General features: G+C 68.5%; 26 protein-coding genes, 1 tRNA gene and 4 pseudogenes. 5 read left to right on the forward strand and 26 right to left on the reverse strand.

The window, feature by feature from the left end; translation table 11 throughout:
* Positions 1 to 49 precede the first annotated feature (49 nt).
* On the reverse strand, positions 50 to 541 hold the full coding sequence (locus BN4332_RS06435; protein ID WP_160110815.1) for a hypothetical protein: 492 nt from the start codon (positions 539 to 541) through the stop codon (positions 50 to 52).
* 53 nt (positions 542 to 594) lie between these two features.
* Between BN4332_RS06435 and BN4332_RS06440 the strand changes: the two genes are divergently transcribed.
* Complete coding sequence (locus BN4332_RS06440) at positions 595 to 942, forward strand: DUF2200 domain-containing protein (RefSeq protein WP_066897702.1); 348 nt, start codon at positions 595 to 597, stop codon at positions 940 to 942.
* A 99-nt stretch (positions 943 to 1041) separates the two neighbouring features.
* On the opposite strand, the gene BN4332_RS06445 is transcribed toward BN4332_RS06440, so the two are convergent.
* The 3 genes from BN4332_RS06445 to BN4332_RS06455 form a co-directional block, all read right to left on the reverse strand.
* Positions 1042 to 1118: transfer RNA gene (locus BN4332_RS06445), tRNA-Pro, on the reverse strand.
* 91 nt (positions 1119 to 1209) lie between these two features.
* Positions 1210 to 2586: an APC family permease gene (locus BN4332_RS06450; protein ID WP_066897703.1), complete on the reverse strand. Its 1377-nt coding sequence runs from the start codon at positions 2584 to 2586 to the stop codon at positions 1210 to 1212.
* Positions 2587 to 2597: 11 nt separating this feature from the next.
* Positions 2598 to 3488 carry a carbon-nitrogen hydrolase family protein gene (locus BN4332_RS06455; protein ID WP_074132993.1) on the reverse strand — a complete coding sequence of 297 codons (891 nt, stop codon included), beginning with the start codon at positions 3486 to 3488 and terminating at the stop codon, positions 2598 to 2600.
* A gap of 97 nt (positions 3489 to 3585) precedes the next feature.
* Here BN4332_RS06455 and BN4332_RS06460 point away from each other — a divergent pair, with 97 nt between their 5' ends.
* Entirely contained in the window at positions 3586 to 4347 is a 762-nt protein-coding gene (locus BN4332_RS06460) for a FadR/GntR family transcriptional regulator (RefSeq protein WP_066897704.1), read from the forward strand.
* On the opposite strand, the gene BN4332_RS06465 is transcribed toward BN4332_RS06460, so the two are convergent.
* The 8 genes from BN4332_RS06465 to BN4332_RS06505 form a co-directional block, all read right to left on the reverse strand.
* Entirely contained in the window at positions 4344 to 5261 is a 918-nt protein-coding gene (locus BN4332_RS06465; protein WP_066897705.1) for a sulfite exporter TauE/SafE family protein, read from the reverse strand. The genes BN4332_RS06460 and BN4332_RS06465 overlap by 4 nt on opposite strands.
* A 240-nt stretch (positions 5262 to 5501) precedes the next feature.
* On the reverse strand, positions 5502 to 6269 hold the full coding sequence (locus BN4332_RS06475; protein ID WP_074132995.1) for a sulfite exporter TauE/SafE family protein: 768 nt from the start codon (positions 6267 to 6269) through the stop codon (positions 5502 to 5504).
* An 89-nt stretch (positions 6270 to 6358) separates the two neighbouring features.
* Positions 6359 to 7777, reverse strand: a complete 1419-nt coding sequence (gene der / locus BN4332_RS06480; RefSeq protein ID WP_066897707.1) for a ribosome biogenesis GTPase Der — start codon at positions 7775 to 7777, stop codon at positions 6359 to 6361.
* Entirely contained in the window at positions 7774 to 8460 is a 687-nt protein-coding gene (cmk, locus tag BN4332_RS06485; protein WP_066897708.1) for a (d)CMP kinase, read from the reverse strand. The genes der and cmk overlap by 4 nt, the downstream gene beginning before the upstream one ends.
* Entirely contained in the window at positions 8457 to 9224 is a 768-nt protein-coding gene (locus BN4332_RS06490; protein WP_066897709.1) for a pseudouridine synthase, read from the reverse strand. Before BN4332_RS06490 ends, cmk begins: the two co-directional genes overlap by 4 nt.
* Before the next feature lies 1 nt (position 9225).
* Entirely contained in the window at positions 9226 to 9963 is a 738-nt protein-coding gene (gene scpB, locus BN4332_RS06495; RefSeq protein WP_066897710.1) for an SMC-Scp complex subunit ScpB, read from the reverse strand.
* A gap of 8 nt (positions 9964 to 9971) precedes the next feature.
* Positions 9972 to 10835, reverse strand: a complete 864-nt coding sequence (locus tag BN4332_RS06500; protein WP_066897711.1) for a segregation/condensation protein A — start codon at positions 10833 to 10835, stop codon at positions 9972 to 9974.
* Positions 10832 to 11716 carry a ParA family protein gene (locus tag BN4332_RS06505; RefSeq protein ID WP_066897712.1) on the reverse strand — a complete coding sequence of 295 codons (885 nt, stop codon included), beginning with the start codon at positions 11714 to 11716 and terminating at the stop codon, positions 10832 to 10834. Before BN4332_RS06505 ends, BN4332_RS06500 begins: the two co-directional genes overlap by 4 nt.
* Before the next feature lie 147 nt (positions 11717 to 11863).
* Here BN4332_RS06505 and BN4332_RS06510 point away from each other — a divergent pair, with 147 nt between their 5' ends.
* Entirely contained in the window at positions 11864 to 12616 is a 753-nt protein-coding gene (locus tag BN4332_RS06510) for an O-methyltransferase (RefSeq protein ID WP_066897724.1), read from the forward strand.
* Here BN4332_RS06510 and xerD read toward each other — a convergent pair.
* The 6 genes and pseudogenes from xerD to BN4332_RS06540 form a co-directional block, all read right to left on the reverse strand.
* Positions 12613 to 13569, reverse strand: coding sequence for a site-specific tyrosine recombinase XerD (gene xerD, locus BN4332_RS06515; protein WP_066897713.1), 957 nt, complete (start codon positions 13567 to 13569; stop codon positions 12613 to 12615). The genes BN4332_RS06510 and xerD overlap by 4 nt on opposite strands.
* Complete coding sequence (locus BN4332_RS06520) at positions 13566 to 14186, reverse strand: NUDIX domain-containing protein (RefSeq protein WP_066897714.1); 621 nt, start codon at positions 14184 to 14186, stop codon at positions 13566 to 13568. Before BN4332_RS06520 ends, xerD begins: the two co-directional genes overlap by 4 nt.
* The gene (gene pyrG, locus BN4332_RS06525) at positions 14179 to 15948 is read right to left on the reverse strand and encodes a CTP synthase (protein WP_066897725.1); all 1770 of its coding nucleotides are present in this window, start codon (positions 15946 to 15948) and stop codon (positions 14179 to 14181) included. Before pyrG ends, BN4332_RS06520 begins: the two co-directional genes overlap by 8 nt.
* 142 nt (positions 15949 to 16090) lie before the next feature.
* Positions 16091 to 16920 (reverse strand): annotated as a pseudogene (locus tag BN4332_RS06530) (copper transporter).
* Positions 16921 to 16934: 14 nt separating this feature from the next.
* Positions 16935 to 18119 carry a putative cytokinetic ring protein SteA gene (gene steA / locus BN4332_RS06535; protein ID WP_066897715.1) on the reverse strand — a complete coding sequence of 395 codons (1185 nt, stop codon included), beginning with the start codon at positions 18117 to 18119 and terminating at the stop codon, positions 16935 to 16937.
* A 100-nt stretch (positions 18120 to 18219) separates the two neighbouring features.
* Complete coding sequence (locus tag BN4332_RS06540; RefSeq protein WP_066897716.1) at positions 18220 to 18741, reverse strand: CGNR zinc finger domain-containing protein; 522 nt, start codon at positions 18739 to 18741, stop codon at positions 18220 to 18222.
* A 142-nt stretch (positions 18742 to 18883) separates the two neighbouring features.
* Between BN4332_RS06540 and BN4332_RS06545 the strand changes: the two genes are divergently transcribed.
* Together BN4332_RS06545 and BN4332_RS06550 are read left to right on the forward strand one after the other, a co-directional pair.
* A complete protein-coding gene (locus BN4332_RS06545) occupies positions 18884 to 19345 on the forward strand; it encodes a VOC family protein (RefSeq protein ID WP_066897717.1) in 462 nt (153 codons plus the stop codon).
* Between the two features lie 15 nt (positions 19346 to 19360).
* The gene (locus tag BN4332_RS06550) at positions 19361 to 20257 is read left to right on the forward strand and encodes a pyridoxamine 5'-phosphate oxidase family protein (protein ID WP_066897726.1); all 897 of its coding nucleotides are present in this window, start codon (positions 19361 to 19363) and stop codon (positions 20255 to 20257) included.
* 6 nt (positions 20258 to 20263) lie between these two features.
* Here the strand turns inward: BN4332_RS06550 and BN4332_RS34855 are convergent, their stop codons facing one another.
* The 8 genes and pseudogenes from BN4332_RS34855 to BN4332_RS06585 form a co-directional block, all read right to left on the reverse strand.
* Positions 20264 to 20398 carry a hypothetical protein gene (locus tag BN4332_RS34855; protein WP_268811507.1) on the reverse strand — a complete coding sequence of 45 codons (135 nt, stop codon included), beginning with the start codon at positions 20396 to 20398 and terminating at the stop codon, positions 20264 to 20266.
* Between the two features lie 8 nt (positions 20399 to 20406).
* Positions 20407 to 20943: pseudogene (locus BN4332_RS06555) on the reverse strand (AAA family ATPase); the annotation flags it as partial.
* A 6-nt stretch (positions 20944 to 20949) separates the two neighbouring features.
* Positions 20950 to 21873 (reverse strand): NAD kinase, encoded by a 924-nt coding sequence (locus tag BN4332_RS06560; protein WP_066897718.1) that lies wholly within the window; start codon positions 21871 to 21873, stop codon positions 20950 to 20952.
* Positions 21870 to 22679, reverse strand: a complete 810-nt coding sequence (locus tag BN4332_RS06565) for a TlyA family RNA methyltransferase (protein WP_066897719.1) — start codon at positions 22677 to 22679, stop codon at positions 21870 to 21872. Before BN4332_RS06565 ends, BN4332_RS06560 begins: the two co-directional genes overlap by 4 nt.
* Positions 22680 to 22685: 6 nt before the next feature.
* Positions 22686 to 22892, reverse strand: coding sequence for a hypothetical protein (locus BN4332_RS06570; RefSeq protein ID WP_066897720.1), 207 nt, complete (start codon positions 22890 to 22892; stop codon positions 22686 to 22688).
* Positions 22893 to 22905: 13 nt separating this feature from the next.
* Entirely contained in the window at positions 22906 to 23919 is a 1014-nt protein-coding gene (locus tag BN4332_RS06575) for an HAD-IIA family hydrolase (protein ID WP_066897727.1), read from the reverse strand.
* 1 nt (position 23920) lies between these two features.
* A pseudogene (locus tag BN4332_RS34160) lies at positions 23921 to 24169 on the reverse strand (hypothetical protein); the annotation flags it as partial.
* 5 nt (positions 24170 to 24174) lie between these two features.
* A pseudogene (locus tag BN4332_RS06585) lies at positions 24175 to 25268 on the reverse strand (DNA repair protein RecN); the annotation flags it as partial.

The raw sequence follows: 25268 nt of genomic DNA on the forward strand, positions 1-25268 counted from the left end.
CAAACCGGCCGACGCCGCAGAAGTGCCCGCGGCCCGCAGGACCGCTCCGTCAGGCGATGAGGCCCTCGAGTGCGGGATCGGCGAACAGCGCGGTCGGGATCCCGAGAACCTGCTTGGGGCGGACTCGCAGCACGATCAGCGCACCGGCCGGGCGGACCGAGATGATGTTGCCGCGGTCGATGATCAGGGTGGTCGCCGGGGTGTCGATGCGGATGCGGGTGTCATCGCCGCCGGCGGCCCACCGCGATCCGGTGCGCAGGACTCGCCGGTTCGGGATGTAGGCGCACACCAGGCTGACCGCGACCGCGAACGCCGCGTACAGCACGGCCGCCCCGGCGAATATCACGAGCCCGACCAGCCACCCGCTGCCGTTGACGACGCATACCCCGGCGGCGATCGCGGCGACCACCGTCGTGAAGGTCAGCAGCCGTTTCCACAGCGCAGGTTGCCGCAGAATCGAAAGCGTTGCCCGGCGCGTGTCGCCGGGCTGGGCGGTCCACTCGGTGGTGGCCTTGGGGATCTGATCCACGCTGCCGGTCACGAACGCAGTCTGGCACGGCGGGCGGGGAGGCACCACGCCGTAGCCTCGACTTCATGGAGCACCGGATCTTCGGTACCGCCGTCGCCGCGGTGTACCCGCACTATTTCGCGAAGTTGCAGCGCAAGGGTCGCACACAGGCCGAACTCGACGAGGTGATCTGCTGGCTGACGGGATTCGACGAGACGACACTGCGGGGCCACCTCGACGACGAGACGACGTTCTCGGAGTTCTTCGCCGACGCCTCCCTGAACCCGAACGCCTCGCTCATCACCGGCGTGGTGTGCGGGGTCAAGGTGCAGGAGGTCGAGGACCCACTGATGAGAAAGATCCGCTACCTCGACAAGCTCGTCGACGAACTCGCGCGCGGCAAGCCGATGAACAAGGTGCTGCGCACGGCGTAGCCGTCGCCCGCGGCGGTGTCGGCCACCGCACACGCCGACCGCCGGACTCTCCCCAGAACCGAAGAGACCCCCTCCGATGCTGGTCGGAGAGGGTTTTTCTGGTCGGGCTGACAGGATTTGAACCTGCGACCACTTGACCCCCAGTCAAGTGCGCTACCAAGCTGCGCCACAGCCCGCTTGCTTCCGGCTTGCACCGGCAGCGAGTCGAAAGCTTACCGTAGCCTCCTGCCCTAGTTCTAATCCGCCCCACCGGTCACAGGTCGGTGCTCACTTCGCCGCGGTTTCGGCGACGGCCGCGTCGGATTCGTCGACGGCGATCTCCGGTGGCAGCTTCGTGAAACCGCGGCTCGTCACGGCCAGGACGACGACGCCGAGGCCCAGCCAGCACAGCCCCAGGACGATTGCGCGCGCGTCGAGCTGCAACAGCAGATACGACGTGACGACCGCACCGATCGCCGGGGCGACGACGTACAACAGCGGGTTGCGCGCCTCGCCGGTAGCCCGGTGGCGGAAGTAGTAGACGATCACCGACACGTTGACGAGGGTGAACGCGACGAACGCCCCGAAGTTGATGAACGACGTCGACGTCGCCACGTCGAGGAACATCGCCAACAGACCCACCACGCCCACGATCACCAGGTTGGCCGCCGGGGTGCGGAATTTGGCGCTCAGGGTGCCGAACACCGACCGGGGCAGGGTGCCGTCACGGCCCATCGCGAACAGCAGCCGCGACGCGGAGGCCTGCGCGGCGATGCCGGACGCGAACTGGGCCAGGATCAGGCCGGCGAGGAACACCGCCCCGAACAGGTTGCCGCCGATCTGCTTGGCGATCTCCAGTGCCGCCGACGACGAATCGGCGAATTCCCCACCGGGATGGACCAATTGGGTGGTGTAGGCGATGACCAGGAAGATGGAGCCGCCGATCAGCGCGATCAGCAAGATGGCCCGCGGCATGTTCTTGCGCGGCTCGACGGCTTCCTCGGTGAAGGTGGTGACGGCATCGAACCCGAGGAACGAGTAGGCCGCGATGGCCGCGCCGGCCGTCACTCCCCCGATGCCGGCGCCGACCCCTGTGAACGGGCTCGCACTGACCAGCCCGCCGGCACCGCTGCTGCGGACGACGGAGGCGATCGACAGCACCACGAACAACCCGATGACCAGTAGCTGGAACGCCATCAGCAGGTAGTTGGCCTTGTCGGCGACCTTGATGCCGACCACGTTGAGCGCGGTGGTGATCACGATGAACCCCAGCACCCACAGCCAGCCGGGCACTCCGGGGAACTGGGCGTCCAGATACGCCGCCCCGATCAGCCAGATGACCATCGGCAGAAACAGATAGTCCAGCAATACTGCCCAGCCGGTGAGGAATCCGGCCCGTGGATCGATGGTGCGGCGCACGTAGGTGTAGGCCGAACCCGATACCGGGTAGGCCGCCGCCATCCGGCCGTAACTGGACGCGGTGAACAGCATGGCCGCCAACGCGATCAGATAGGCCGACGCCGACGCTCCGGCGGTGGTGGACGCGACCACGCCGAAGATGCCGAGCACGATCAGCGGCGTCATGTAGGCCAGACCGAACAGCACCAACGAGGGCAACCCGAGGGCGCGCACCAGAGTCGGTTGCCCGGCGGATGGTGGTGTCATGGCGGTGCCTTTCAGTTGGCGTGGCGGTTCGATGGTGACCAGCGCTGTGGGTCGATGCGGCCGTCGTAGAGTGGCAGCGCGATCGGTCGGTCCGACGGCCCGAACTGGTCCCACATCCGGTTGGTACCGGCGGTTCCTCGCTCACGCACGGCAGCAACGGACGCGAGGTCGATGCGCTGGTAGAGCACTCCCGCGGCTTCGTCCGAGTTCTCTTGGAGCACAGTGCCTTCGGGGTCGACGATGATGCTGCGACCCTTGCCGACCGGCCCGGCGCAGTTGACACTCACCGTGAAGACCTGGTTCACAATCGAATTGGCGCGGGCGAGCACCAGTTCCTGACTCCGGTCCTCGGTGGTGGTCTTGACCACGTTGACGATCAGGTCGGCCCCCATCCAGGCCAGATGGCGGCTCACCTCGGGGAACCAGGCGTCATAGCAGATGGACAGGCCGAGACGGCCGACGTCAGGGATGTCGACGGTGACGAAACTGTCGCCGGGCGTGTACTTCTCGTACGGTCGCCAGGGGAAGATCTTGCGGTAGGACGCCATGAGCCCGCCGTCGGGAGCGAAAACCGGCGCGGTGTTGAAGAATTCACCGTTCTCGCCACGCTCACACACCGAGCCGGGAACCAGCCAGGCGTCGGCGGTGCGGGCCACCTCACCGAGTGCGGCGATCAAGGGACCGTCCAGAGGCTCGGCGGCAGCGGCGAGCACGTCGGCGTCCCCGGTACCGAACAAGTGGATCTCGGGATAGACGATGAGCGCCGGGCCGGTCACCGCCGACCGCACCCGCAGCACGTCGGCCGCGAACTCGGTGACGGTGTCCTGCCTGTCGAATACCGGCAGGCCCGCTACGTCGAGCGGTGCCGCCTGGACCGCAGCCACCGTGATCGACCCCGACACAGGACCTCCGAAGCGTTAATAACCCAGAATGAACGAATTTAGCGGAATATTAGTTCAGCATGAACAAATAAGGCAATAGCTCACGTACCCTGAGGCCATGACGTTGCAGGTCGGTGAGGCGCATCCGGCGCTGAGCGCCCCGGCCGTCGCCGGTATCACCCGGCTCAGCGCCGCCGACACGGTGCGGGCGCGCCTCGAGCTGGCCATCGAGCTGGGGCTCATGACCGACGGGGAACGGCTGCCCCCCGAACCCGACATCGCCGCCGCCCTCGACGTCAGCCTGGCCACCGTTCGCCGGGCCTTGCAGTCCATGGCCGACGAGGGCCTGGTGGTCCGCCGGCGCGGCCGGGCCGGCGGGACCTTCGTCGCCCGCAGTGGTGTCCGGGTCACGCCCGGACCCGATCGTCCGTCGGCCACGTTTCGCGCCGACGCCGCCGAGGTGCGCGGCCTCATCGACCTGCGCGCGCTGGCCGAGGATGCACTCAGTGCCGCGGCGGCGCAGGCCGCCACCGATGCGGAGCTCGACGCGCTGGCGGCCATCGTCGCCGAGGCCGCCGCGGCCACCGACTGGACCGGCTTCCACAGCGCCGATCAGCGTTTCCACGAATCCGTCGCCGCGGCAAGCGGTCTCGATTGGGCGATGCACACCTACTGCGATGTGCTGCACGGGCTGTACCGCTACTTCATTCCGTACCCGATCGATTACCTGCGCCAGTCCAACCGCGAGCATGCTCAGCTGGTGGAGGCGCTACGCCGCCGCGACAGCCGGGCAGCCTCCGAGATCGCCCGCAATCACGTTCTGACGTTGCACCAGACCATGTACGTCGGGTTGCCGCAGCCGGCGGACGAGCAAGGCTAGCTTCGCGCCGCCGGCTCTTCGACCGCGGTGACCACCGAATCGTCGACATCGCGCGGCGCCCGCGACGTCTGCCAGGCACGGACCACCAGAGCCGCCCACCCGGCCACGATCAGGGTGTAGATCCCCGTCGACCACGGCCAGTGCACGCCGAAGTAGTGCACCAGTTTCTGGCTGTTGGTCAGCAGGATGACCCCGCCGACAGCGGTACCGAGCAGCGCGGGATTGATCCGGCTGACCAACCAGGCGGCAATCGGCGCGGCGATCACGCCACCGGCCATGAGCCCGAGCACCACGGGCCAGTTCTCCAGAAACTCCTGGCGCAGCCCGACCAGGAAGCCGACGGACGCCGACACCGCGACCAGGAACTCCGAGGCGCTCACCGAACCGATGACGGTCCGCGGCGCGGTCTTGCCCTGCGACAGCAGCGTGCTGGTGGTCACCGGACCCCAGCCGCCGCCACCCGACGCATCGATGAAACCCCCGAACAGGCCGAGCGGGGCCAGGAACTTCGCGCTGTGGCTGGTGCCGTGCTGCCCGAGCGTCAGCGGGGTGCCCAGCGAGAACCGCAGCAACACGTACAGGCCGATGCCCAGCAGGATCGCCGCCATGAGCGGCGCCGCGGACTCCGTCGACAGTGAGGACAGCACCGTCGCACCGGCGAACGCACCTGCCGCGCCGGGGATCCCGAGCTTGGCCACCAGCGGCCAGTCGATGTTCTTGAACCGCCAATGCGACACCGCCGACGCCAGCGTCGTCCCCACCTCGGCCAAGTGCACCGCGGCGCTGGCCTGGGCCGAGGCCACCCCGCTGAGCACCAGCAGCGTTGAGGCGGTGACGCCGAAAGCCATTCCGAGCGCACCGTCGACCAATTGGGCACCGAGGCCGACGAGCGTGAAGATCAGTAGCGAACGCACAGGTTCGGCTGCTTTCGATTAGTGGTCGCGCGGCGACCAGATGGATTGACGGGCGCGGTTCAGCTGCGCGCGCGACACCATTCGTCGAAAGCCATCAACCGGCGGGAGGGCCAGAACGGCTCGAGAGCAGAAAGAGCAGACGGTGCGGTGCGGTATGCACGTTCGGCCACCGGTCGCCCCTCTCTCGAATCGGACAGATTAGTGGAGCTTACAAGACGCGCCGGCCACCGCTGCGCGACCCTACACGGACAACAGGCGATACAGCCCGATTAGTCCCACCAGCACGATGACGGCCCGCAGCGCGTTCGGCGACAGCCGGCGCCCGTAGTGCGCACCGAGGAAGCCGCCGATCAGGGAACCGATCGCGATCAACCCGGCCGCCAGCCAGCTGATCCGGTCGAACGCGACCAACGTGTAGGCGACGGCCGCCACGATGTTCACCAGAAGCGACAGCAAGTTCTTGGCGGCGTTCATGCGCTGCATCGACTCCGGCAGCAGCGCCCCCATCACCGCGATCAGCAGGATGCCCTGGGCGGCGGTGAAGTAGCCGCCGTAGACGCCGACGGCGAACGTGCCGAACACCAACACCGCCATGCGGCGCGGGCTCACATGGTCAGCAGATTGACCGGAGGCCTCGGCGCGTCGCCTGGCCCAGGCCTGGATCCGCGGGCCGATCACCACGAGGATCAGCGCCAGGATCAACAGCACCGGCACCACCGCGACGAAGACCTTCTCCGGCAGGTGCAGCAGCAGCCAGGCGCCGAGCCCGGCGCCGATCAGCGAGCCCGGGATCTGCCAGCGCAGCCGCTTCCACTGGCCCCGCAACTCGCGGCGGTAGCCCCAGGTGCCCGATACCCCGCCGGCGACCAGCCCGACGGCGTTGGACATCGTCGACGTGACAGGCGGAATCCCCAGCGCCACCAGCGTGGGAAAGGTGATCAGCGTGCCGGACCCGACGATGGCGTTGATGGCACCCGCGCCGACACCGGCCAGAGCGATCAGGATCATGTGGGTGACGGACACTCGGGCCACCCTACCGACGTGATTCGGGTGGGTTCAGCGGCGCCCACCGCCGCGGAACGCACCCAAATCGCGGGCTATCGGCGCTTCGGCGCGCCCCTCTTCTCGCGGACACGCACGTTGATCCGCACCGGGCTGCCCTCGAACCCGAATTGCTCACGCAGGCGGCGCTCCAGGAATCGGCGGTAGCCGGCCTCCAGGAACCCGGAGGTGAACAGCACGAAGGTCGGGGGCCGGGTGGCGGCCTGGGTGGCGAACAGGATCTTGGGTTGCTTGCCGCCGCGTACCGGCGGCGGTGTCGCGGCCACGACCTCTTTCAGGAAGGTGTTGAGCTGGCCGGTGGAGATCCGCTTGTCCCAGGACGCCAGCGACGTCTCCAGCGCGGGCACCAGCTTCTGCACCGCGCGGCCGGTCATGGCCGAGATGTTGATCCGCGGCGCCCACTGCACCTGCACCAGTTCCCGGTCGATCTCCTTGTCCAGCAGGTAGCGCCGGTCCTCGTCGACCAGGTCCCACTTGTTGAACGCGATGACCAGGGCGCGTCCTGCCTCGATCACCATCGACAGCACCCGCAGGTCCTGCTCGGTCAGCGGCTGGGAGGCATCGATCAGCATGATCGCCACCTCGGCCGCGTCGATCGCGCCGTGCGTGCGCACCGACGCGTAGAACTCGTGGCCGCTGGCCTGCCCGACCTTGCGGCGCAAACCGGCGGTGTCGACGAAACGCCAAGTCTTGCCGCCCAATTCGATCAGCGAGTCGACCGGATCAACCGTGGTGCCCGCGACATCGTGAACCACCGAGCGCTCGTCGCCGGCCAACCGGTTCAGTAGTGAGCTCTTGCCCACATTCGGCTTGCCGACCAGCGCCACGCGACGCGGACCGCCGCCACCGCTGCCGGCGACCTCCGACACCTCGGGCAGCTTTTCCATCACCAGGTCCAGCAGATCGGCCACGCCGCGGCCGTGCATGGCACTGATCGAGTGCGGCTCCCCTATGCCCAGCGACCACAGCGCCGCAGCATCGGCCTCACCCCGTTGGGTGTCAACCTTGTTGGCCGCCAAGAACACCGGCTTGCCGGACTTGCGGAGCAACCGGGCAGCGGCCTCGTCGGCCGAGGTCGCGCCGACGACGGCGTCGACCACCAGGATGATCGCGTCGGCGGTGCGCATCGCCACCAGCGCCTGGTCGGCGACCAGTTGCTGCAGGCCCTTGGCGTCGGGTTCCCATCCCCCGGTGTCCTGCACCATGAATCGGCGCCCGAGCCAGTTCGCGTCGTAGGACACCCGGTCGCGGGTCACCCCGGGGATGTCCTGGACGACGGCCTCGCGACGCCCCAGGATGCGGTTCACCAGAGTCGATTTGCCCACGTTGGGCCGGCCGACGACGGCAACCACCGGCGGCAGGGCGGCCGCCTCCTCCAGAACCTCGGCGACCTCGTCGCTGAGCTCCCAGTCGCTCTCGTCCGACCAGGTGCCGTCACCGTCAGAGACGCTCATCGCCGTACCCCCGCATGCTGGGTCACCAGGTCGAGAAGGTGTGCCACGACCTGTGTTTGGTCCATATCGCTGGTGTCGACCACGAGGGCATCATCGGCGGCCCGCAACGGCGACACGGCCCGGGTGGAATCCAGGTGGTCGCGGCGCTGCACGTCGGCCAGCACCGTGGCGTAGTCGTCGGGCAGACCGCTCGCGACGTTCTGCGCATTGCGCCGCCGGGCCCGCTCCTCGGCCGATGCGGTGAGGAAGATCTTGGCGTCGGCATTCGGCAGCACCACGGTGCCGATGTCGCGACCCTCGACCACCACACGTCCACCGGCCGAAGCCAACTCGCGCTGCAGGTCCACCAGTCGGGCGCGCACCGCGGGTACCGCCGAGACCGCCGAGACCGCGCGGGTCACCTCGTCGCCGCGGATCTCGGTCGAGACGTCCTCACCGGCCAGGTAGGCGCGGTCCTCAGCGGGGTCCGAGCCGACACCGATCACCGCATCGGACGCCGCCGCCGCGATGGCCTCGGCATCCTCCAGATCGACCCCGGCCCGCAGCACCGCCAGCGTGACGATGCGGTACATCGCACCGGTGTCCAGGTAGCTCGCCCCGAGCGCTTGAGCCAAACCCCTTGATACCGAAGACTTTCCGGTCCCGGCCGGTCCGTCGACCGCCACCACCAGAGATCCGCTCACATTCCCACCGCCTGATAGAGCTCGCCGATTTCCTTGCGGCTGAGCGCCCTGATACTGCCCGGCCGCTGGTCCCCCAGCGCCACCGAGCCGATGTCGGTGCGGACCAGCTCCTGCACCGGGAAATCCACCGCGGCCAGCATGCGCCGCACGATACGGTTACGGCCCTCGTGCAGCGTGACCTTCACCAGGGTCTTGCCGGGAACCGTGTCCACCACCGCGAAGTCGTCGACATGGGCCGGCCCGTCGTCCAGCTCCACACCGGCACGCAGCTTCTTGCCGAGCCCGCGCGGCACCGTGCCGATCACCGTCGCCACATAGGTTTTCGGTATCTCGTACGACGGGTGCATCAACCGGTGGGCGAGCTCCCCGTCGTTGGTCAGCAGCAGCAGGCCTTCGGTGTCGGCGTCGAGCCGCCCGACGTGAAACAGCTTCTTGTTGCCGCGGACCCGGTGTTCCACCAGGTCGCCCACGCATGGGCGGCCCCGCTCGTCGGACATTGTCGACAGCATGCCGCGCGGCTTGTTGATCGCCAGGTACACCAGGGTGTCGTCGAGCACCACGCGGGAGCCGTCGACCCGGATCTCGGAGACCGCCGGATCGACCCGGGTGCCCAGCTCGGTCACCACCTGGCCGTCCACCTCCACGCGGCCGTCGGTGATCATCCGTTCGGCCACCCGCCGAGAGGCAATCCCGGCCTGGGACAACACTTTTTGCAGTCGCACGCCTTCTTCCCGCACGCGAGGAGGACCAAAATCGTCAGCCATGTCAGTCCTTGTCCACGTCGAAGGCCGTCGGCTGGTCGCCACCAGACGAACCGCCGTTGAGTTTGGCGAAACGCGGCTCGTCACCGAGTGCTTCGCTCAGGTCGTCGATCACGTCGACATCGGGCAGCAACGGCGCGATGTCGGGCAGATCGGACAGCGAGGTCAGGCCCAGCCGCTCCAGGAACAACTCGGTGGTGGCGAACGTCGCGGCACCGGTATCGGAATCGGTGCCCGCCTCGGTGATCAGACCGCGCGCCACCAGAGTCCGCATCACCGCGTCCACGTTCACACCGCGCACCGCGCTCACCCGGGCGCGGGTCACCGGCTGCCGGTAGGCCACCACGGCCAGGGTCTCCAGGGCGGCCCGGGTCAGCTTCGACCGGGCGCCGTCGAGCAGCAGCCGCTCGACATACGGCGCATACCGGGCCCGGGTGTACATGCGCCAGCCACCGGCGGCCTCACGCAGGTCGATGCCGCTGTCCCGGGCGGCGTACTCCTCGGCCATCAGCCGCAGCTTGGCCATCACCCGGTAGGCCGGTTGCTCGGTCGCCGAGGCCAGCGCGTCCACCGTCACCGGCGTGTCCACTACCAGCAGCAATGCTTCCAGGACCGCGCCCAGTTCGCCGTCTTCGAGCTCGGGAACCGTCGCCACATCGACGCCCAGCTCGTCTCCGACCGGGATCGCATCACCCGGGGCATCATCGGACCGCTCTCCGGAATCGGAGATCTCGTCAGTCATTGTTCTCGCTATTCTTCCGCATCCGCGGTTGCCAGATGTTCGCTGGTCGGCCGGTCTCCGGTCCACGAAACCTGGAGCACTCCAAGCGGTTCTGGTTGCTCGAATGTTACCGCCCTGGCCCGGAACAGTTCGAGCAGCGCCAGGAAGCGCCCGACGATCTGGAGTCCGTCCGTGCACTCGGCCACCAGTTCGGCAAAGGTCGCCCATTCGCCGATACCGCGCTGTTCGAGCAGCTCGATGATCCGGTGCGCCTGTTCGGGCACCGACACCTTGGGCGCGTGGATGTGGTCGATGCCGACGGTCGGGACCGGGCGCGGGGTGAAGGCGGCGGCGGCGATCTCGGCGAATTTGCCGGCATCGACCCCGAGCATGACCTCGGGCAGCAGGTCTGAGTACCGGTCCTCCAGCGACACCACGCGCGGGTAGCTGCGCAGCGCGGCGGCCTCCAGTTCGGCGAACATCAGCGCGACGTGTTTGAACGCCCGGTACTGCAGCAGCCGCGCGAACAGCAGGTCGCGGACCTCGAGGAGGGCCAGATCCTCCTCGTCGTGCACCTCACCCGCGGGCAACAGCCGGGCCGCCTTCAGGTCGAGCAGGGTGGCGGCGATGACCAGGAACGCGGTGGTCTCGTCGAGCTCGAGGCGCGCCCCGATCTCCTTGGTGTAGGCGATGAAATCATCGGTGACCTGGTGCAATGCCACCTCGGTGACATCGAGGCGGTGCGCGAAGATCAGCTGCAGCAGCAGGTCGAACGGACCCTCGAAGTTGGTGAGCCGAACCTGGAATCGGTTCTGCTGATCACCGGTGGGCTCACCGCCCGCGGCAGCTGGTTCGGCACCATCGGTGGTCGGGGTGTTCAGGACATCGTTCACGCGCCGAACCGGTCGATGACTTCGCGCGCCAGCGAGCGGTAGGCGACGGCACCGCCGGATTTCGGCGCCCAGGTGGTGATCGGTTCGCCGGCCACGCTGGTCTCCGGGAAGCGCACGGTGCGGGTGATGACAGTGTCGAACACCAGGTCGCCGAACCGTTCCACCACGCGGGCCATGACCTCGCGCGCGTTCACGGTGCGCGGGTCGTAGCGCGTCACCAGGATGCCGCTGATCGACAGCTTCGGGTTGAGCCGGTCGTGCACCTTGTCCACGGTGTCGGTCAGCAGCGCCAGGCCGCGCAGCGAGAAGTACTCGCACTCGGTCGGGATGATCACGCCGTCGGCGCAGGCCAGTCCGTTGACCGTGAGCAGGCCCAGCGACGGCTGGCAGTCGATCAACACGTAGTCGTAGCGGTCCAGCACCGGATACAGGGCGCGGGCCAGGGACTGCTCCCGGCCCACCTCATTGACCAACTGGATCTCGGCCGCCGACAGGTCGATGTTGCTGGGCACCAGGTCCATGCCGCTGACCCGGGTCTTGATCACCACGTCATCGATCGACACCCGCGGTTCGACCAGCAGGTTGTGCACCGTGTGCTCGAGTTCGTAGTGCGGCACGCCGAGCCCCGCCGACAACGCGCCCTGCGGATCCAGGTCAACCAGCAGCACCCGCCGGCCGTACTCAGCCAGGCTGGCGCCCAGGTTGATGGTCGAGGTGGTCTTGCCGACGCCACCCTTCTGGTTGCACATCGCGATGACCTTGGCCGGACCGTGGACCGACTTGGGTTGCGGCTCGGGGATGTCGCGCGGCGGGCGACCGGTCAGGCCGAGTTCGGGTCCGCTGTGCTCGAACAGGCCGTCGTGTCCGCCGTCGTCGTTCACGTCGGCTCCTCACGGAGGCGCTCCACGCCTGTACCGCCCCTGGTCAGGCATCCCGCAGTCTCGGCGCACATATCCCGGCAAGTTTAACGTCGGCATCCTGCCAGGACGGGCAGACCCGCGGGCAATCCGCCGCATATGGTGTGCGTCATGAGTCTGAAACAGCGGCTGCCGCTGTTGCGGTGGTCATTCATCCGGATGGGGCTCGGCGCCAGACACTTCGCCCGCACCGGACAGTGGGGCGACGGACGGGAGGCTGCGGCCGCTGAATATGTCGTGGCCAACGCCCGTGCGGGCGATCTGGACGACGTGCTCGCCACCATCGACAAGTTCGCCTACGAGAAGTCGTTTCTCATCAACGTCGGCGATGAGAAGGGTGCGTTGCTGGACGCCGCGGTGATCCGCGCCAACCCGCGGCTGGCCCTGGAGCTGGGCACCTATTGCGGGTACGGGGCGATGCGCATCGCACGGGCGGCACCGGTGGCCCGGGTGTTCTCGGTCGAGTTCTCCCCCACCAACGCCGACATCGCCCGACGGATCTGGACCCATGCGGGCGTCGCCGACCGGATCACCTGCGTGGTCGGGACCATCGGCGACGGTGGCCGCACCCTCGACGCGCTCGCCGGCAGCGGTTTCGGCAGCGGCGCGCTGGACTTCGTGTTCCTCGACCACGACAAGAACGCCTATCTCTCGGATCTGCAGAGCCTGCTGGACCGGCAGTGGCTGCACCGGGGCTCGATCGTGGTCGCCGACAACGTGAAGCTGCCCGGTGCGCCGAAGTACCTGGCCTACATAAACGAGCACCAGGGCACGCTCTGGGATACCAGGCATCACAAGACGCATGCCGAGTACCAGACCCTGCTTCCCGATCTGGTGCTGGAGTCGGAGTACCTCGGCGGCTAACGCGCCCGCGGGTGAGCGCCCGCCCACACCTCGCGCAGCGTGTGCACCGTGACCATGGTGTAGATCTGCGTGGTGGTCACCGAGGCGTGGCCCAAGAGTTCCTGCACGACGCGCACGTCTGCGCCGCCGTCGAGCAGGTGAGTCGCGAACGAGTGCCGCAACGTGTGCGGGGAAACCGTCGCGGTGATGCCGGCGCGGGCGGCCGCATTCTGCAGCACCTGCCACGCACTCTGCCGCGACAACCGCCCGCCCCGGGCGTTGAGGAAGATTCCGGGAGTACCTCGGCCACGGCGGGCCAGATCCGGACGGCCACGGACCAGATAGGCGTCCAGCGCACTGACCGCCGGCCGGCCGATCGGCACCAGCCGCTGCTTGCCGCCCTTACCGTGCAGCAGCACCGAACGCGCCTGGGTGTCGATGTCGTCGAGGTCGAGCCCGACAGCTTCGGAGATACGTGCGCCGGTGGAATACAGCAGCTCCAGCAGTGCCCGGTTGCGCAGCGTCAGCGGACCGTCGGCCTCACTCTCCCCGCCCGCGGCCTCGAGCAACGCCAGCACCTCGTCGAGGGTGAGGCTCTTGGGCAACCGCCGGCTCGGCGTCGGAGGCTTGACGCCGCGGGCGACATCGAGCGCGGTGATGCCCTCCGCGGTGGCGAACCGGTGCAACCCGCGGACAGCGACCACCGCCCGGGCCGCCGAAACCGCCGACAACGCAGCCACTCCGGAGTCCGGATCGCCCCGGCGCAGCGCGATCAGGAAGTCGCTGACGTCCGATTCGTTCACCTTCGCCAAGTCGTCGATACCGCGAGAAGTGAGGTGCTCGGCGTAGCGGCGCAGATCTCGCCGGTATGAGCTCAAGGTGTTCGCCGCCACTCCCCGCTCGATCGTCAGGTGATCGAGGTAGCCCTGGAGTTGGTCGTCGAGAGCCGATCGGAGAGGGGCGGGAACCGTCATAGCAGGCCTTTGCGCCGCCTGAATGCCGTCGGCCGATCCACCCACTCGGCGTCGACGGGCCGTAGCGCCTCGGCGTCGGGCATCGCATGCGCGGCCAGAATGCCCGCCACCGCAATCGAATTCACGATGTCACCGGAGAACACCCGGCGCACCGCCTCCTCCAGCGGCACGCGTTGGATCACCATGTCGGCTTCCTCGTGCTCGCCGTCGGGGCGGCCGATGTCGGTCAGCCCGGTGGCAAGATAGACCCGCACGCTCTCGTCGGTGAACCCCGGCGTGGAATCCAGATCCACCAGCACCCGCCAGTGCGCTGCCGCCAGGCCGGTCTCCTCGGACAGTTCGCGCGCGGCGGTCACTTCCGGCGGCTCACCGCCGAGATCGAGCAGGCCGGCCGGCAGCTCCCAGAGCCGACGGCCCAGCGGGTGGCGGTATTGGTGGACCAGCACCACGTTGCGGTCCTCGTCGAGGGCCACCACCGCCACGGCACCGTAGTGCTCGACAACTTCACGGCGGGCCGAACCGCCGCCGGGCATGCTGACCTCATCCGCGCGCAGCGCGAAAATGTTTCCGACGTAGACGGTTTCGCTGGCCAGGGTGGCGAAATCGTGTTCAGCCAAGAGAAGCGGCTTCGGATTCGTCGACCGGACTGTCGCCGGCTTCTGCCTCCCCGGCCTCCTCGTCGAACTGTTCGGGAAGATCCATGCCGGGCAACCGCTCCTCGGCCTTGTAGGCCAGCGCCGCCCCGATGAAGGCCGCGAACAACGGGTGCGGCCGGGTCGGCCGGCTCTTGAGCTCGGGGTGCGCCTGGGTTCCGACGAGGAACGGATGCAGCTTCGAGTCGTACTCCACGAACTCGACCAGGTGTCCGTCCGGCGAGGTGCCGGAGAATCGCAGCCCACTCTCGGCGATCCGGTCCCGGTAGGCGTTGTTGACCTCGTACCGGTGACGGTGCCGCTCGGATACCTCGGTGGCCTGATAGGCCTCGGCCACAATCGATCCGGCCTCCAGCACGGCGGGATAGGCACCCAACCGCATGGTGCCGCCCAGATCCGCCTCGCCCGCCACGGCGTCCTCCTGGTCGGCCATCGTGGAGATCACCGGATCCGGCGTCTTCGGATCGAACTCGGCCGAGTTGGCGCCGGTGATTCCCACCGACCGCGCCGCCTCGATCACGATGCACTGCAGGCCCAGACACAACCCGAGCACCGGCAGTCCGCGCTTGCGGGCGAAGCCGATGGCGCCGAGCTTGCCCTCGATTCCGCGGATGCCGAACCCGCCGGGAATCAGCACCCCGTCGACGTCGGAGAGTGCGCCCGCCGCTCCGGCGTCGGTCTCGCAGTCGTCGGAGGCCACCCACCGGATCTCCACCTTGGCGCGGTGCTTGAAACCGCCTGCGCGCAACGCCTCGGCGACCGACAGGTAGGCGTCGGAGAGGTCGATGTACTTGCCCACCAACGCGATCCGGACGGTTTCCTGCGGCTCGTGCACCCGGCGCAGCAGGTCGTCCCATTCCGACCAGTCGACGTCACGGAACGGCAGGTTCAACCTGCGCACCACGTACGCGTCGAGTTCCTCGCGGTGCAGCACCTTGGGGATGTCGTAGATCGACGGTGCGTCCGGGGTGGAGATCACCCCGTCGACGTCGACGTCGCACATCAGCGCGATCTTGTTCTTGAGCGGCTCGGGGACATCGCGGTCACACCGCAGGATCAGCGCGTCGGGGGTGATACCGATGCTGCGCAACGCCGCCACCGAGTGCTGCGTCGGCTTGGTCTTGAGCTCCCCGGAGGGGGCCAGGTACGGCACCAGCGACACGTGCAGGAAGAAGCAGTTCTCGCGGCCCACTTCGTGGCGGACCTGACGGGCCGCCTCCAGGAACGGCAGCGACTCGATATCGCCGACGGTGCCGCCGATTTCGGTGATCACCACATCCGGGCGGACCCCGGCGGCGTCGGGCTCGGCCATCGCCAGGATGCGGCTCTTGATCTCGTCGGTGATGTGCGGGATCACCTGCACGGTGTCACCCAGGTACTCGCCGCGACGTTCCTTGGCGATCACCGAGGAGTACACCTGCCCGGTGGTCACGTTGGCCGACTGCGACAGATCGCGGTCCAGGAAGCGTTCGTAGTGGCCGACGTCCAGATCGGTCTCGGCGCCGTCCTCGGTGACGAACACCTCACCGTGCTGGAACGGGTTCATGGTGCCCGGATCGACGTTCAGGTAGGGGTCGAGTTTCTGCATCGTCACCTGCAGCCCCCGCGCGGTCAGCAACTGACCGAGGCTCGAGGCGGTCAGCCCCTTGCCCAGAGAAGAAACCACGCCACCGGTGACGAAGAGGTGTTTGGTGGCGGTTTGCGGGTGCTTGCGTAAGGCGGGCAAAAGCATCCTCCGTGACGACGGGCAGGGAATCGATAACCAGCTGTGGCCTGCCGACCCACGGAAGTTCACCTTAACACTGACGCCGACAAGCCGTCGCTGGCACGCCGCGCACGCGAGGAGCAAAACACCCCGCCCGGACCCGCTACTGCGGGACGGTCACCGATGTCGCACCCTGCCCCGTGCCGTACTTACCCGGCTTCGCCCCACCGGCCAGGTCGCCCAAGGCCAGGACCGCGGTGNGGCCAGCACCGTCCCGGTGCCGTGCGGCGCCAGTCCGGCGGCAAAACGCGCCATGGTCGCGCCGCGGTTGCCGCCGTCCTCACCGAGCGGACCGCCGGTCACGATCAGCGCGGTGTTGGCCGCCCCGATGTGCTCATCGTCATACGTGAGGAATCCGGTGTCGCGCAGCGCGGCGAGTACCGTCGCGCGCTGGGTGTCGTCCACCGGCGCCGCGGCCGGGTTGCGGTCGATCAGCAGCGTGATGCCCAGCAGGTCACCGGCCTGGGATCCCTGGTCGACGGCCGCGGTGCTGAGTTGCTTGCCGGCGGGCACGATCGGCGAGTTGACCACCGACAGCAGTTTGTCCGCCGAGTTGGCCTCGACGAACTCGCTGGTGAGCGAGATCGTCCCGGTCACCCGTCCACCGGCCTGGCCGACGAAACGTGACACCGCCTCGACGTCGCCGTCGACGGCGTCGGGGGTGCGGAACAGCACGACCGACTTGTCCTTCAAGGTGTCGCGGACCATTCGTGGCGCCATCTGGGCATCGAATTCACTTGCCGCATTGAGCTTTTCGTTCAGCGCATTCTTACCGTCGGTGAGAGTGTCGATCTGGTGCTGCAATTCCTTCTTGTCGTCACGAAGGCCCGACAGCACGGTGTTGGACAGCAGACCCGAACCGAGAGCGACTCCGATGGCCAGCGCCAGGAATACCGACGCCAGCGAAATCGCATGTGCGCGTAGCGTGATCACAGCTCACCAGCCATTCAGCTGACCAGCCCCTGCACCCACAGCGTGAAGCGGTTCCAGTAGTCGACGACCCAGTCGATCACCGCGGCATCGGCGCGTGACACCCACAGCGCGACGACCACGGCCACCAGCATCGCCAGCACCAGCAGTGCGATCGCCCCACCGGACACCCGGCTGCGGTACAGGGTCGCCACGGCCTTGGCGTCGACGAGCTTCTCCCCGACCTTCAACCGGGTCAGGAAGGTCGACGGGTTGCTCCGCTGGCGCGAGCGATCGAAGAACTCCTCGATCGACGCCGTGTGGCCCGCGGTGACGATCAGCGATGCTCCGTGGTGGTCGCACAGCAGGAGTGCCAGGTCGGCGGCCGAGCCGGCGGCCGGGAAGGTCATCGCACCGACGCCGAGGTCCTGGATGCGTTCGAGGCCGGCGGCATGCCCGTCGGCGTCGGCGGGCAGCACCACCTGGGCGCCGCAGCGCAGCACCTCGACGCTCATCTTGTCCGGGTCACCGACGATCAGCGCGGGGCGGTATCCGGCCTTGCGCAGCACGTCCGCGCCGACCCCGACGCCGACCAGCACGGGCTGGTACTCCTTGATGAACGGCTTGAGGGCCCGCAGGTCCTCGGCGGCGTTGGGTTCCTCGGCAACGATCACCACGTGCCGCCGGTGCAGGTCCACGTCGATGTTCGGGATTCCGATGCCGTCGATCAGCAGCGGGCTCTCACTGCGGATGAACTCGATGGTGTTGCCCGCGAACGCTTCCAGGTGTGCCACCAGGCCGCTCTTGGCGTCGTGCATCAACTCGTGGATCTCTTGGTCGTTGCGCTCGGTGCCCAGCGCGATGCGCCGGTCTCCCGAGTAGACGCCGCCGTTGTGCAGGCGGACGCGGGCACCGTCCTTGATCTTCTTGAAAACTTCCGGCCCGGCCTCGTCGATCAGCACGACGCCGTTGGCGACGAGCACCTCGGGGCCGAGGTTCGGGTAGCGCCCGGAGATGGACGGCGATGCGTTGACCACACCGGCGATGTTCGCCTCGACCAACGCGTCGGCGGTGATCCGATCCAGATCCTGAGCATCGAGGACGACGATGTCGCCGGGGCCGACGCGTCGCAGCAGCCGGTCGATATCGCGGTCCACTCGAGCAGCGCCGGTCACTCCCGGTCGAGAAGAGGCATTGCGGGTGAGCAGCGTCGACATCTTCATGCGCCGATTCTGTCGGGCATCGACCGGCTGAGGGCGGAGGCGCGCCGTAACACCAGCCTCACAAGTTGGCTTTAGTCACATCAGTAACAGCAGAACGGTCTCAATCCCGCGTCGCCGCGTAGTGCCGCGCCGCCTTGGCCCGGTTGCCACAGGTGGCCATCGAATGCCAGCGCCGGGCCCCGTTCTTCGAGGTGTCGTGGAACCACAGGATGCAGTTCGGGTGAGCGCACTGCTTGATCCGGTCGGGAGCCTCGGCCAGCAACCTCAACAGGTCGGCCGCCGCCAGCCAACCGGCGAGCCATTCCGGCTGCGCCACCTCGACGGCCTCGGCCGGCCCAGACTCGGTGAGCATGCGCCGGATGCGGCCGTGTTCGAGCACGTCGTTGAGTGACTCGGCGGCGCCGTCCTGCAGCGTTCGCAGAATGGCGTCGCGTGCCGAGGCGAGCGCGACCCTGGTCTTCTCATCGGCCGTGCAGCGGTCGGCCAGATCGTTGGCCAGCAACCAGATACGCAGTCCGGCGGTGTCCGCGAGAAGATCCTGCGGGCCGTCCGGAGAGGCCCACCGGGTGTTCAGCAGATCCAGCGCAAGCGGTTCGCCGACGTGGGGGCGCGGATCGGTCATACCTGAGGGTAACCACGGCGCGCGGACACCTGGACACACCTCGCACCTAACCGCTGAAATCCAATTAGATGGTTGACGCCACTACACCCGCCGTCCTAACCTGCTTAAGCATCAACATTGGTTAGCCATTCAGGAGGACTGCATGACCGAGACCACAACGCCCCAGCTCGCCACCGGACACGTCGGCATCAACGTCACCGATCTGGACCGCTCCGTGGCCTTCTATCGGAACGCGCTCGGGTTCGAACCGCTGGCCATCGACAACGACGGCGAACACCGGTACGCCTTCCTCGGCATCGGCGGGGCGCTGCGGCTCACCCTCTGGCAGCAGAGCAACGGCCGGTTCTCCACGGAAACACCCGGTCTGCACCATCTTTCATTCGAGGCGGCCAGCATCGACGAGGTGCGGACCGTCGAGGCCGCATTGAAGGCGCTGGGCACCGAGTTCGCGCACGACGGGGTCGTCGCGCACGGCGAGGGCACCGCCTCGGGCGGCATCTTCTTCACCGACCCCGACGGAACCCGGCTCGAGGTCTACGCGCCGACCGGGGCGCAGACGGCCCCTGCCCCCAACGGCGCGGCCCCTACCTGCGGATTCTTCTGAGCCGAGCAGGTGACCATGTATCACTCGGGTGAATTGGCGGTGCAGCGGCGGTTGGGACAGGAGGCCATCGCCACGCGCGTCGGCCGCATGATCCGCACGGAAGTCCCCACCGCTGCCGCGACGTTCCTCGCCGAACAGCCGATGATCGTGATCGCCGCGGCCGACGACGAGGGTCGGGTGTGGGCCGGCTTGATCGCTGGCCCGCCCGGCTTCGTCCACGCCGACGATCCGGGCACGATCATGATCGAGGCGCTGCCGGCGGTCGGCGATCCACTCCACGATGTGCTGCGCGGCGGACTGCAGATCGGAATGATCGCCATCGAGCCGCAGACCCGGCGCCGGATGCGGGTCAACGGCTCGGCCGAGCCGGCCGGGCCCGGCCTGCGGATCGATCCCGATCAGGTGTACTCGAACTGCCCGAAGTACATCTCACGCCGGGACATCGCCGAAATCAGGTTCGCCACGGACGCGCCCGAGGTGCACCGTGGCCACGCACTCACCGACCGACAGCGGCAGCTCATCGTCGAAGCCGATGCATTCTTCATCGGTTCGGCGGATCCGCTGGGCAATGCCGACGCATCGCACCGCGGCGGCAACCCCGGGTTTCTGCAGGTGCTCTCGCCCCGGCGGCTACGTTGGCCGGACTACCGAGGGAATTCGATGTTCATGACGCTGGGCAACATCGAGGCGAATCCGCGCTGCGGGCTGTTGGTGATCGACTGGTCGTCGGGGTCGACCGTCCAGGTCACCGGGACGGCCGAAATCAACTGGGAGGAAGCCGATTCCAGTGCCGGCGCGCAGTGCGCGATCGACTTCACGATCGACGAGGTGGTGGAGCTGACCCAGGCCAGCCCGCTGCGCTGGACCGCGCCCGAGTTGTCACCGGCCAACCCGGCCTTCGGCTGCGGCTAGGTACAGCTAGGGCGCGTTGCGCTCCTGTTGTGCGGCCTCGAGCAGCTCCCTGGCGTGGGCGCGTCCGCTGTCGGACTCCCCCAGGCCGGCGAGCATGCGGGCCAACTCGGCGACCCGATCCTCGTCCTCGATCCGTTTCACGCCGCNAGATCGCGACGCGCCGTCAGCCATTCGTCGCGCGCCCGCCGGTAACGCGTCAAGGGCTTGTCCACCTCGGCGAACCGATCCAGCGCCGCCCGCTGCTCGTCGGGCCGCATCAACCGCAGCTGGTCGTTCTGGCCGTGCAACGTCAGCACCTGAGCGGTGAAGTTGCTCAAGGATTTCGCGGGCACACTGCGCCCGCCCAGGTACGCCCGCGACGGCCCGGCCCGGCTGACCGAGCGAGCCGCGATCACGCTGCCGTCGTCGTCGCGCTCGGCGCCGGAGGATTCCAGGATCTCCTCGACCCGCCCCGACACGTCCTCGCCGAGTTCGATTGTGCTGAACCGGCCTTCCACCACGGCGCGTTCCGAGCCCGACCGCACCCGGTTGGCATCCGCGCGGGCGCCGCCGAGCAGGTGCAGGCTGGTCACCACCATCGTCTTACCGGTCCCGGTCTCGCCGGTCAGCACGGTCAGCCCGCGGTCGAACTCCGCGGTGGCGGAACTGATCGCGCCCAACGACTCGATTCGTATCTCCGACAGCACAGGTATCTACTGTCCCCGCCATCCGGTGACCGGCAACCGGAACTTGCGCACCAAGCGGTCGGTGAAGGGCGCCGAGTCCAGCCGCACCCATTTCAGCGGGGTACCGCAGCGGGTCACCTCCAGCCGGCCCCCCGCCGGGACCACCATCTCGCGTCGCCCGTCGCAGAACACCAGGGCATCATTGCCGCTCGCCTCGATCTCGATCGCGATGCTGGCCGCCGGGCTGGTCACCATGGGACGGGCGAAGAGCGCGTGGGCATTGTTGGGCACCACCAGAATGGCTTCCAGATCCGGCCACAGCACCGGGCCGCCCGCCGAAAACGCGTAAGCGGTCGAACCCGTCGGCGTCGCCACCAGCACGCCGTCGCACCCGAACGACGACACCGGCCTGCCGTCCACCTCCAACACGACGCCGAGCACGCCGAGGCGGGGGCCCTTCTCCAGGCTGGCCTCGTTGAGCGCCCAGCCCCGGTTCACCACATCGGTACCGGCCCGCACCACGATGTCGAGCGTCATGCGCTCCTCGATGCGGTAGTCCCGCTCGATGACCCGCTCGAGCACGTGGTCGATCGCCTCGGCCTCGGCCTCGGCGAGGAAGCCGATGCGGCCGAGATTGACCCCGAGCACCGGGATCTCGACGTTGCGCGCGAGTTCGGCGGCCCGCAGGAACGTCCCGTCGCCGCCGAGCACCAGCACCAGCTCACAACCTTCGGCTGCGCGCTCGTCGGCGTCCACCACCTCGATGTCGACGCCGAGGGCGCGCATATCGTCGGGGGCCAGGTGCAGAGGGCCGCGGTCCACCGCCTCGGCGGACAGCACCTTGAGACCAATGCCGTTGTCGCCGAGCACCTTTTCCACTCGGCGGGCGACCTCGGTCGCCTCATCCCGGCCGGTGTGTACGACCAGCAGGATCGTGCGTTCAGACGTCATTGCGGCCCCTCCTCGACCGCCCGCCGCACCGCTTGGTCGAGCGATTCGCCCTCCAGTGCGCGGTCGGTCTCGGTACGCAGATGCAAGAAGTACTCGACATTGCCCGATGGTCCCGGGAGCGGGCTGGCCGTCACATCGACAGCATGCCACTGCAACGCGGCCGCCTTGCGCGCGACCGTGCACACCGCGTCGATGCGCAGCTCCGGATCGGACACCACGCCACCCGCGCCGACCCGCTCCTTACCGACCTCGAACTGGGGCTTCACCATCGGAACGATATCGGCGTCGGCCGACGCGCAGGCGGTGAGCGCGGGAAGGACGGTGGCCAGCGAGATGAAAGACAGGTCGGCCACGATCAACTGCACCGGGCCGCCGATCGCCTCGGCCGTCAGCTCCCGCACGTTCGTGCGTTCCAGCACGTCAACGCGCTCGTCCGACCGCAGCGACCAGGCGAGCTGGCCGTAACCGACGTCGGCGGCCACCACCTGCGCGGCACCCCGGTCGAGGAGCACCTCGGTGAAGCCGCCGGTGGATGCGCCCGCGTCGAGACAGCGCCGGCCCTCGACGGTGACGTCGAACGCGTCCAGCGCACCGATCAGCTTGTGCGCACCCCGCGAAACCCAGGAGCGCTCCTTGGATGCGATCACGGTGATGTTGGTGTCCGCCGCGACCGCGGTGGCCGGTTTTGCGGCGGGCATGCCGTCGATGCGCACCCGTCCGGCCTCGATCAGCTCTGCCGCCTGCTGTCGTGACCGGGCCAGCCCCCGCCGCACCAGCTCGGCATCAACGCGAGCGCGCCGCGCCACCGGCGCTCACCTTCCGGTCGCCTGCGGTCCGCCCGGTTGACCCCTGTCGACGGATTCGAGGGCGTGCACCAGCAGATCGTGGGCCTGCTCCAGCCGCGTAGCCACCACGTCGATGTCGATGCCCTCGAGTGCGGACGGGTCCTCTGCGGGATCCGGCACTTCGGCCAGCGCTGCGGCGACCTGCGCCCGCAGTTGGTCTGGATCGATACTCATAGCGGTACTCACGCTAGTCGATGGGAGCCGACAGCAACGACCATCGCTGCAACGCCCGGCGCGCTGTGTCGTCTCCGGCCGAGACCGCGAACTCGTGGTCCAGGCCCGCACTCCACACCGCATCCGCGGTGGCCCGGACCACCGACAGGTCGTCCTGCGGATCCGCACCCGTGGCATGCACGGTGACGGTGTTGGGGCCCAGCTCCATGCGCCAGGCCGGGTGCGGCCCGATGCGCAGCACATCGGCGTCGGCGTGCAGCCCCCGAAGATCCGCCGAGAGGTATCCGGGCCGTTCGGCGGCCACGGCACGCACCGCCTCCACCGCGGTGCTGACGCCGGTGAGCACCATCAGGCTCGGCAACCCGGCCGAGACCGCGCCGGCGATGTCGGTGTCGAGTCGATCGCCGACGACCAGCGGAGCCGAGAATGTCCCCCGGCTCAACGCGTCGTTCATCAGCGTCGGTTGGGGCTTGCCGGCAACCAGCGGATCCTGCCCGGTCGCCGCGCGCAACGCGGCCACCATCGATCCATTGCCCGGAAGCAGTCCACGTTCCGACGGGAGGGTGAGGTCGACATTCGCGGCCACCCACAGCGCCCCGGCCCGGATCGCCAAGGCGGCCTCGGCGAGATCGGGCCACGAGGTGGTCGTCGAGTGTCCCTGCACCACCGCGACCGGCCCCTCGTCGAATGCGCGCACGGTCCGCAGCCCGACATTGCGCACCTCGGCAGCCAGGGCCTCGGTGCCCACGACGAGGACCGCCGAGCCCCCAGCGACGTGGGCGGCCAGTAGATGCGCCGCACTCTGCGCACTGGTCACCACGTCGTCGGTTTCGGCGGCGAACCCGAGAGCGCGCAGATGCTCGGCGACCTCGGCCGGTGCACGGGAGGCGTTGTTGGTGACATAGAGCGCCCGGGACTCGACTGCGGCCAGGCTCTCGATCGCGCCGACGGTGGGTTCGTGACCGCGAAACACCGTGCCGTCGAGATCGAGCAGCAGACAATCGTGCTGCCGCGCAAGCGTGGTCACGTCAGGACAGCTCCGTGATCCGGTCTTCCGCGTCGGTGATCCCGTCGACGTCAGCGGCCGCGGCGTGCATGAACCACTGCAGCGCCTCGTCACCACGGTCGAGCGCCAGCAGGGTGTCGGCGTAGACATAGAACAGCCGCGCCGAGGTCGGCCCCACGTTGGTCGGGTCCAGCGGCGGCGTGGCCAGGATGGCCAAGGCCTGCTCGAACTGGCCCAGGTCCGACCGAGCGCCGGCCGTGACGATGCGCAGNTCGATTTCGCCCGTCCGTCACCGCTGTCGACCACGAGATGCGCGTCGGCGTACGCCGCCACCTGAGGCAGGTGGGTCACCACGATCACCTGGTGGGTGCGCGCCAGCCGGGCCAGCCGCCGGCCGATCTGCACTGCGGCCCGGCCGCCCACCCCGGCGTCGACCTCGTCGAACACCATCGTGGTGCCCGCCGTCGAGGCCGACAGCACCACTTCCAGGGCCAGCATGACCCGCGAAAGCTCGCCGCCGGACGCACTCTTGGCGAGCGGCAGCACGTCGGCACCACGATGCGCGGTGAACCCGAATTCGACCGCATCGACACCGTCGTGGCCGGCGTGCAGAACCGAGCCGTCGGGCATGGTCACCGGCGCCGCGTCATCGGCTCGGGCCGGCATCGGGGTGACACCGATGGTGAACATCGCGTTGGCCATCGCCAGGCCGGCCAGCTCCGCGGTCACGGCCTTGGCCAGCCCCTTGGCCGCCTTGGACCGGGACTTGGTCAGTTCACCCGCAGCGGTGACCACCTGAGCTTCCAGCTCGGCGACCTTGCGGTCCAGGGCGGCCAGGCTCTCCTCGGAAACATCGAGCTGCGCCAACCGTTCCGCGGCGTCCCGGGACCAGTCCAGCACCCCGTCGATATCGGCGGCGTACTTGCGGGTCAGCGTCCGCAGCTCCGCCTGTCGCGCCAGTTTGGTCTCCAAAGTGCTGGCATCGCTGGGCAGTTCGGAGAGGTAATGCCCGAGCTCGCCGGAAACATCGCCGATCACGGCCATCGCCTCGGCCAATCGGGCCGCCAGCGCCTGCAACGTCGAGTCGTCGGTGGACTCCAGCGCCGCCTGCGCCTGCCCGACACCGTCGGCGGCCGAGACGGAATCCGGGGTGGGTTCGTCCAGCTCACCGGACAGCGCGAGGCGGGCGGTCTGTGCGGCCTCGCGCAGCGCGTCCAGTTCCGAGAGGCGGCGGATATCGGCGATGATCGCCTCGTCCTCACCGGGTTGCGGTGCGACGGCATCGATCTCATGGATCCCGAAGCTGAGCCGGTCGGCTTCCTGGGCCAGCTCGCGGGCGCGCCGCCGCCGGTCGGCCAGATCGCGACGCG

Source organism: Mycolicibacterium houstonense (genome assembly GCF_900078665.2).
GTDB lineage: Bacteria > Actinomycetota > Actinomycetes > Mycobacteriales > Mycobacteriaceae > Mycobacterium > Mycobacterium houstonense.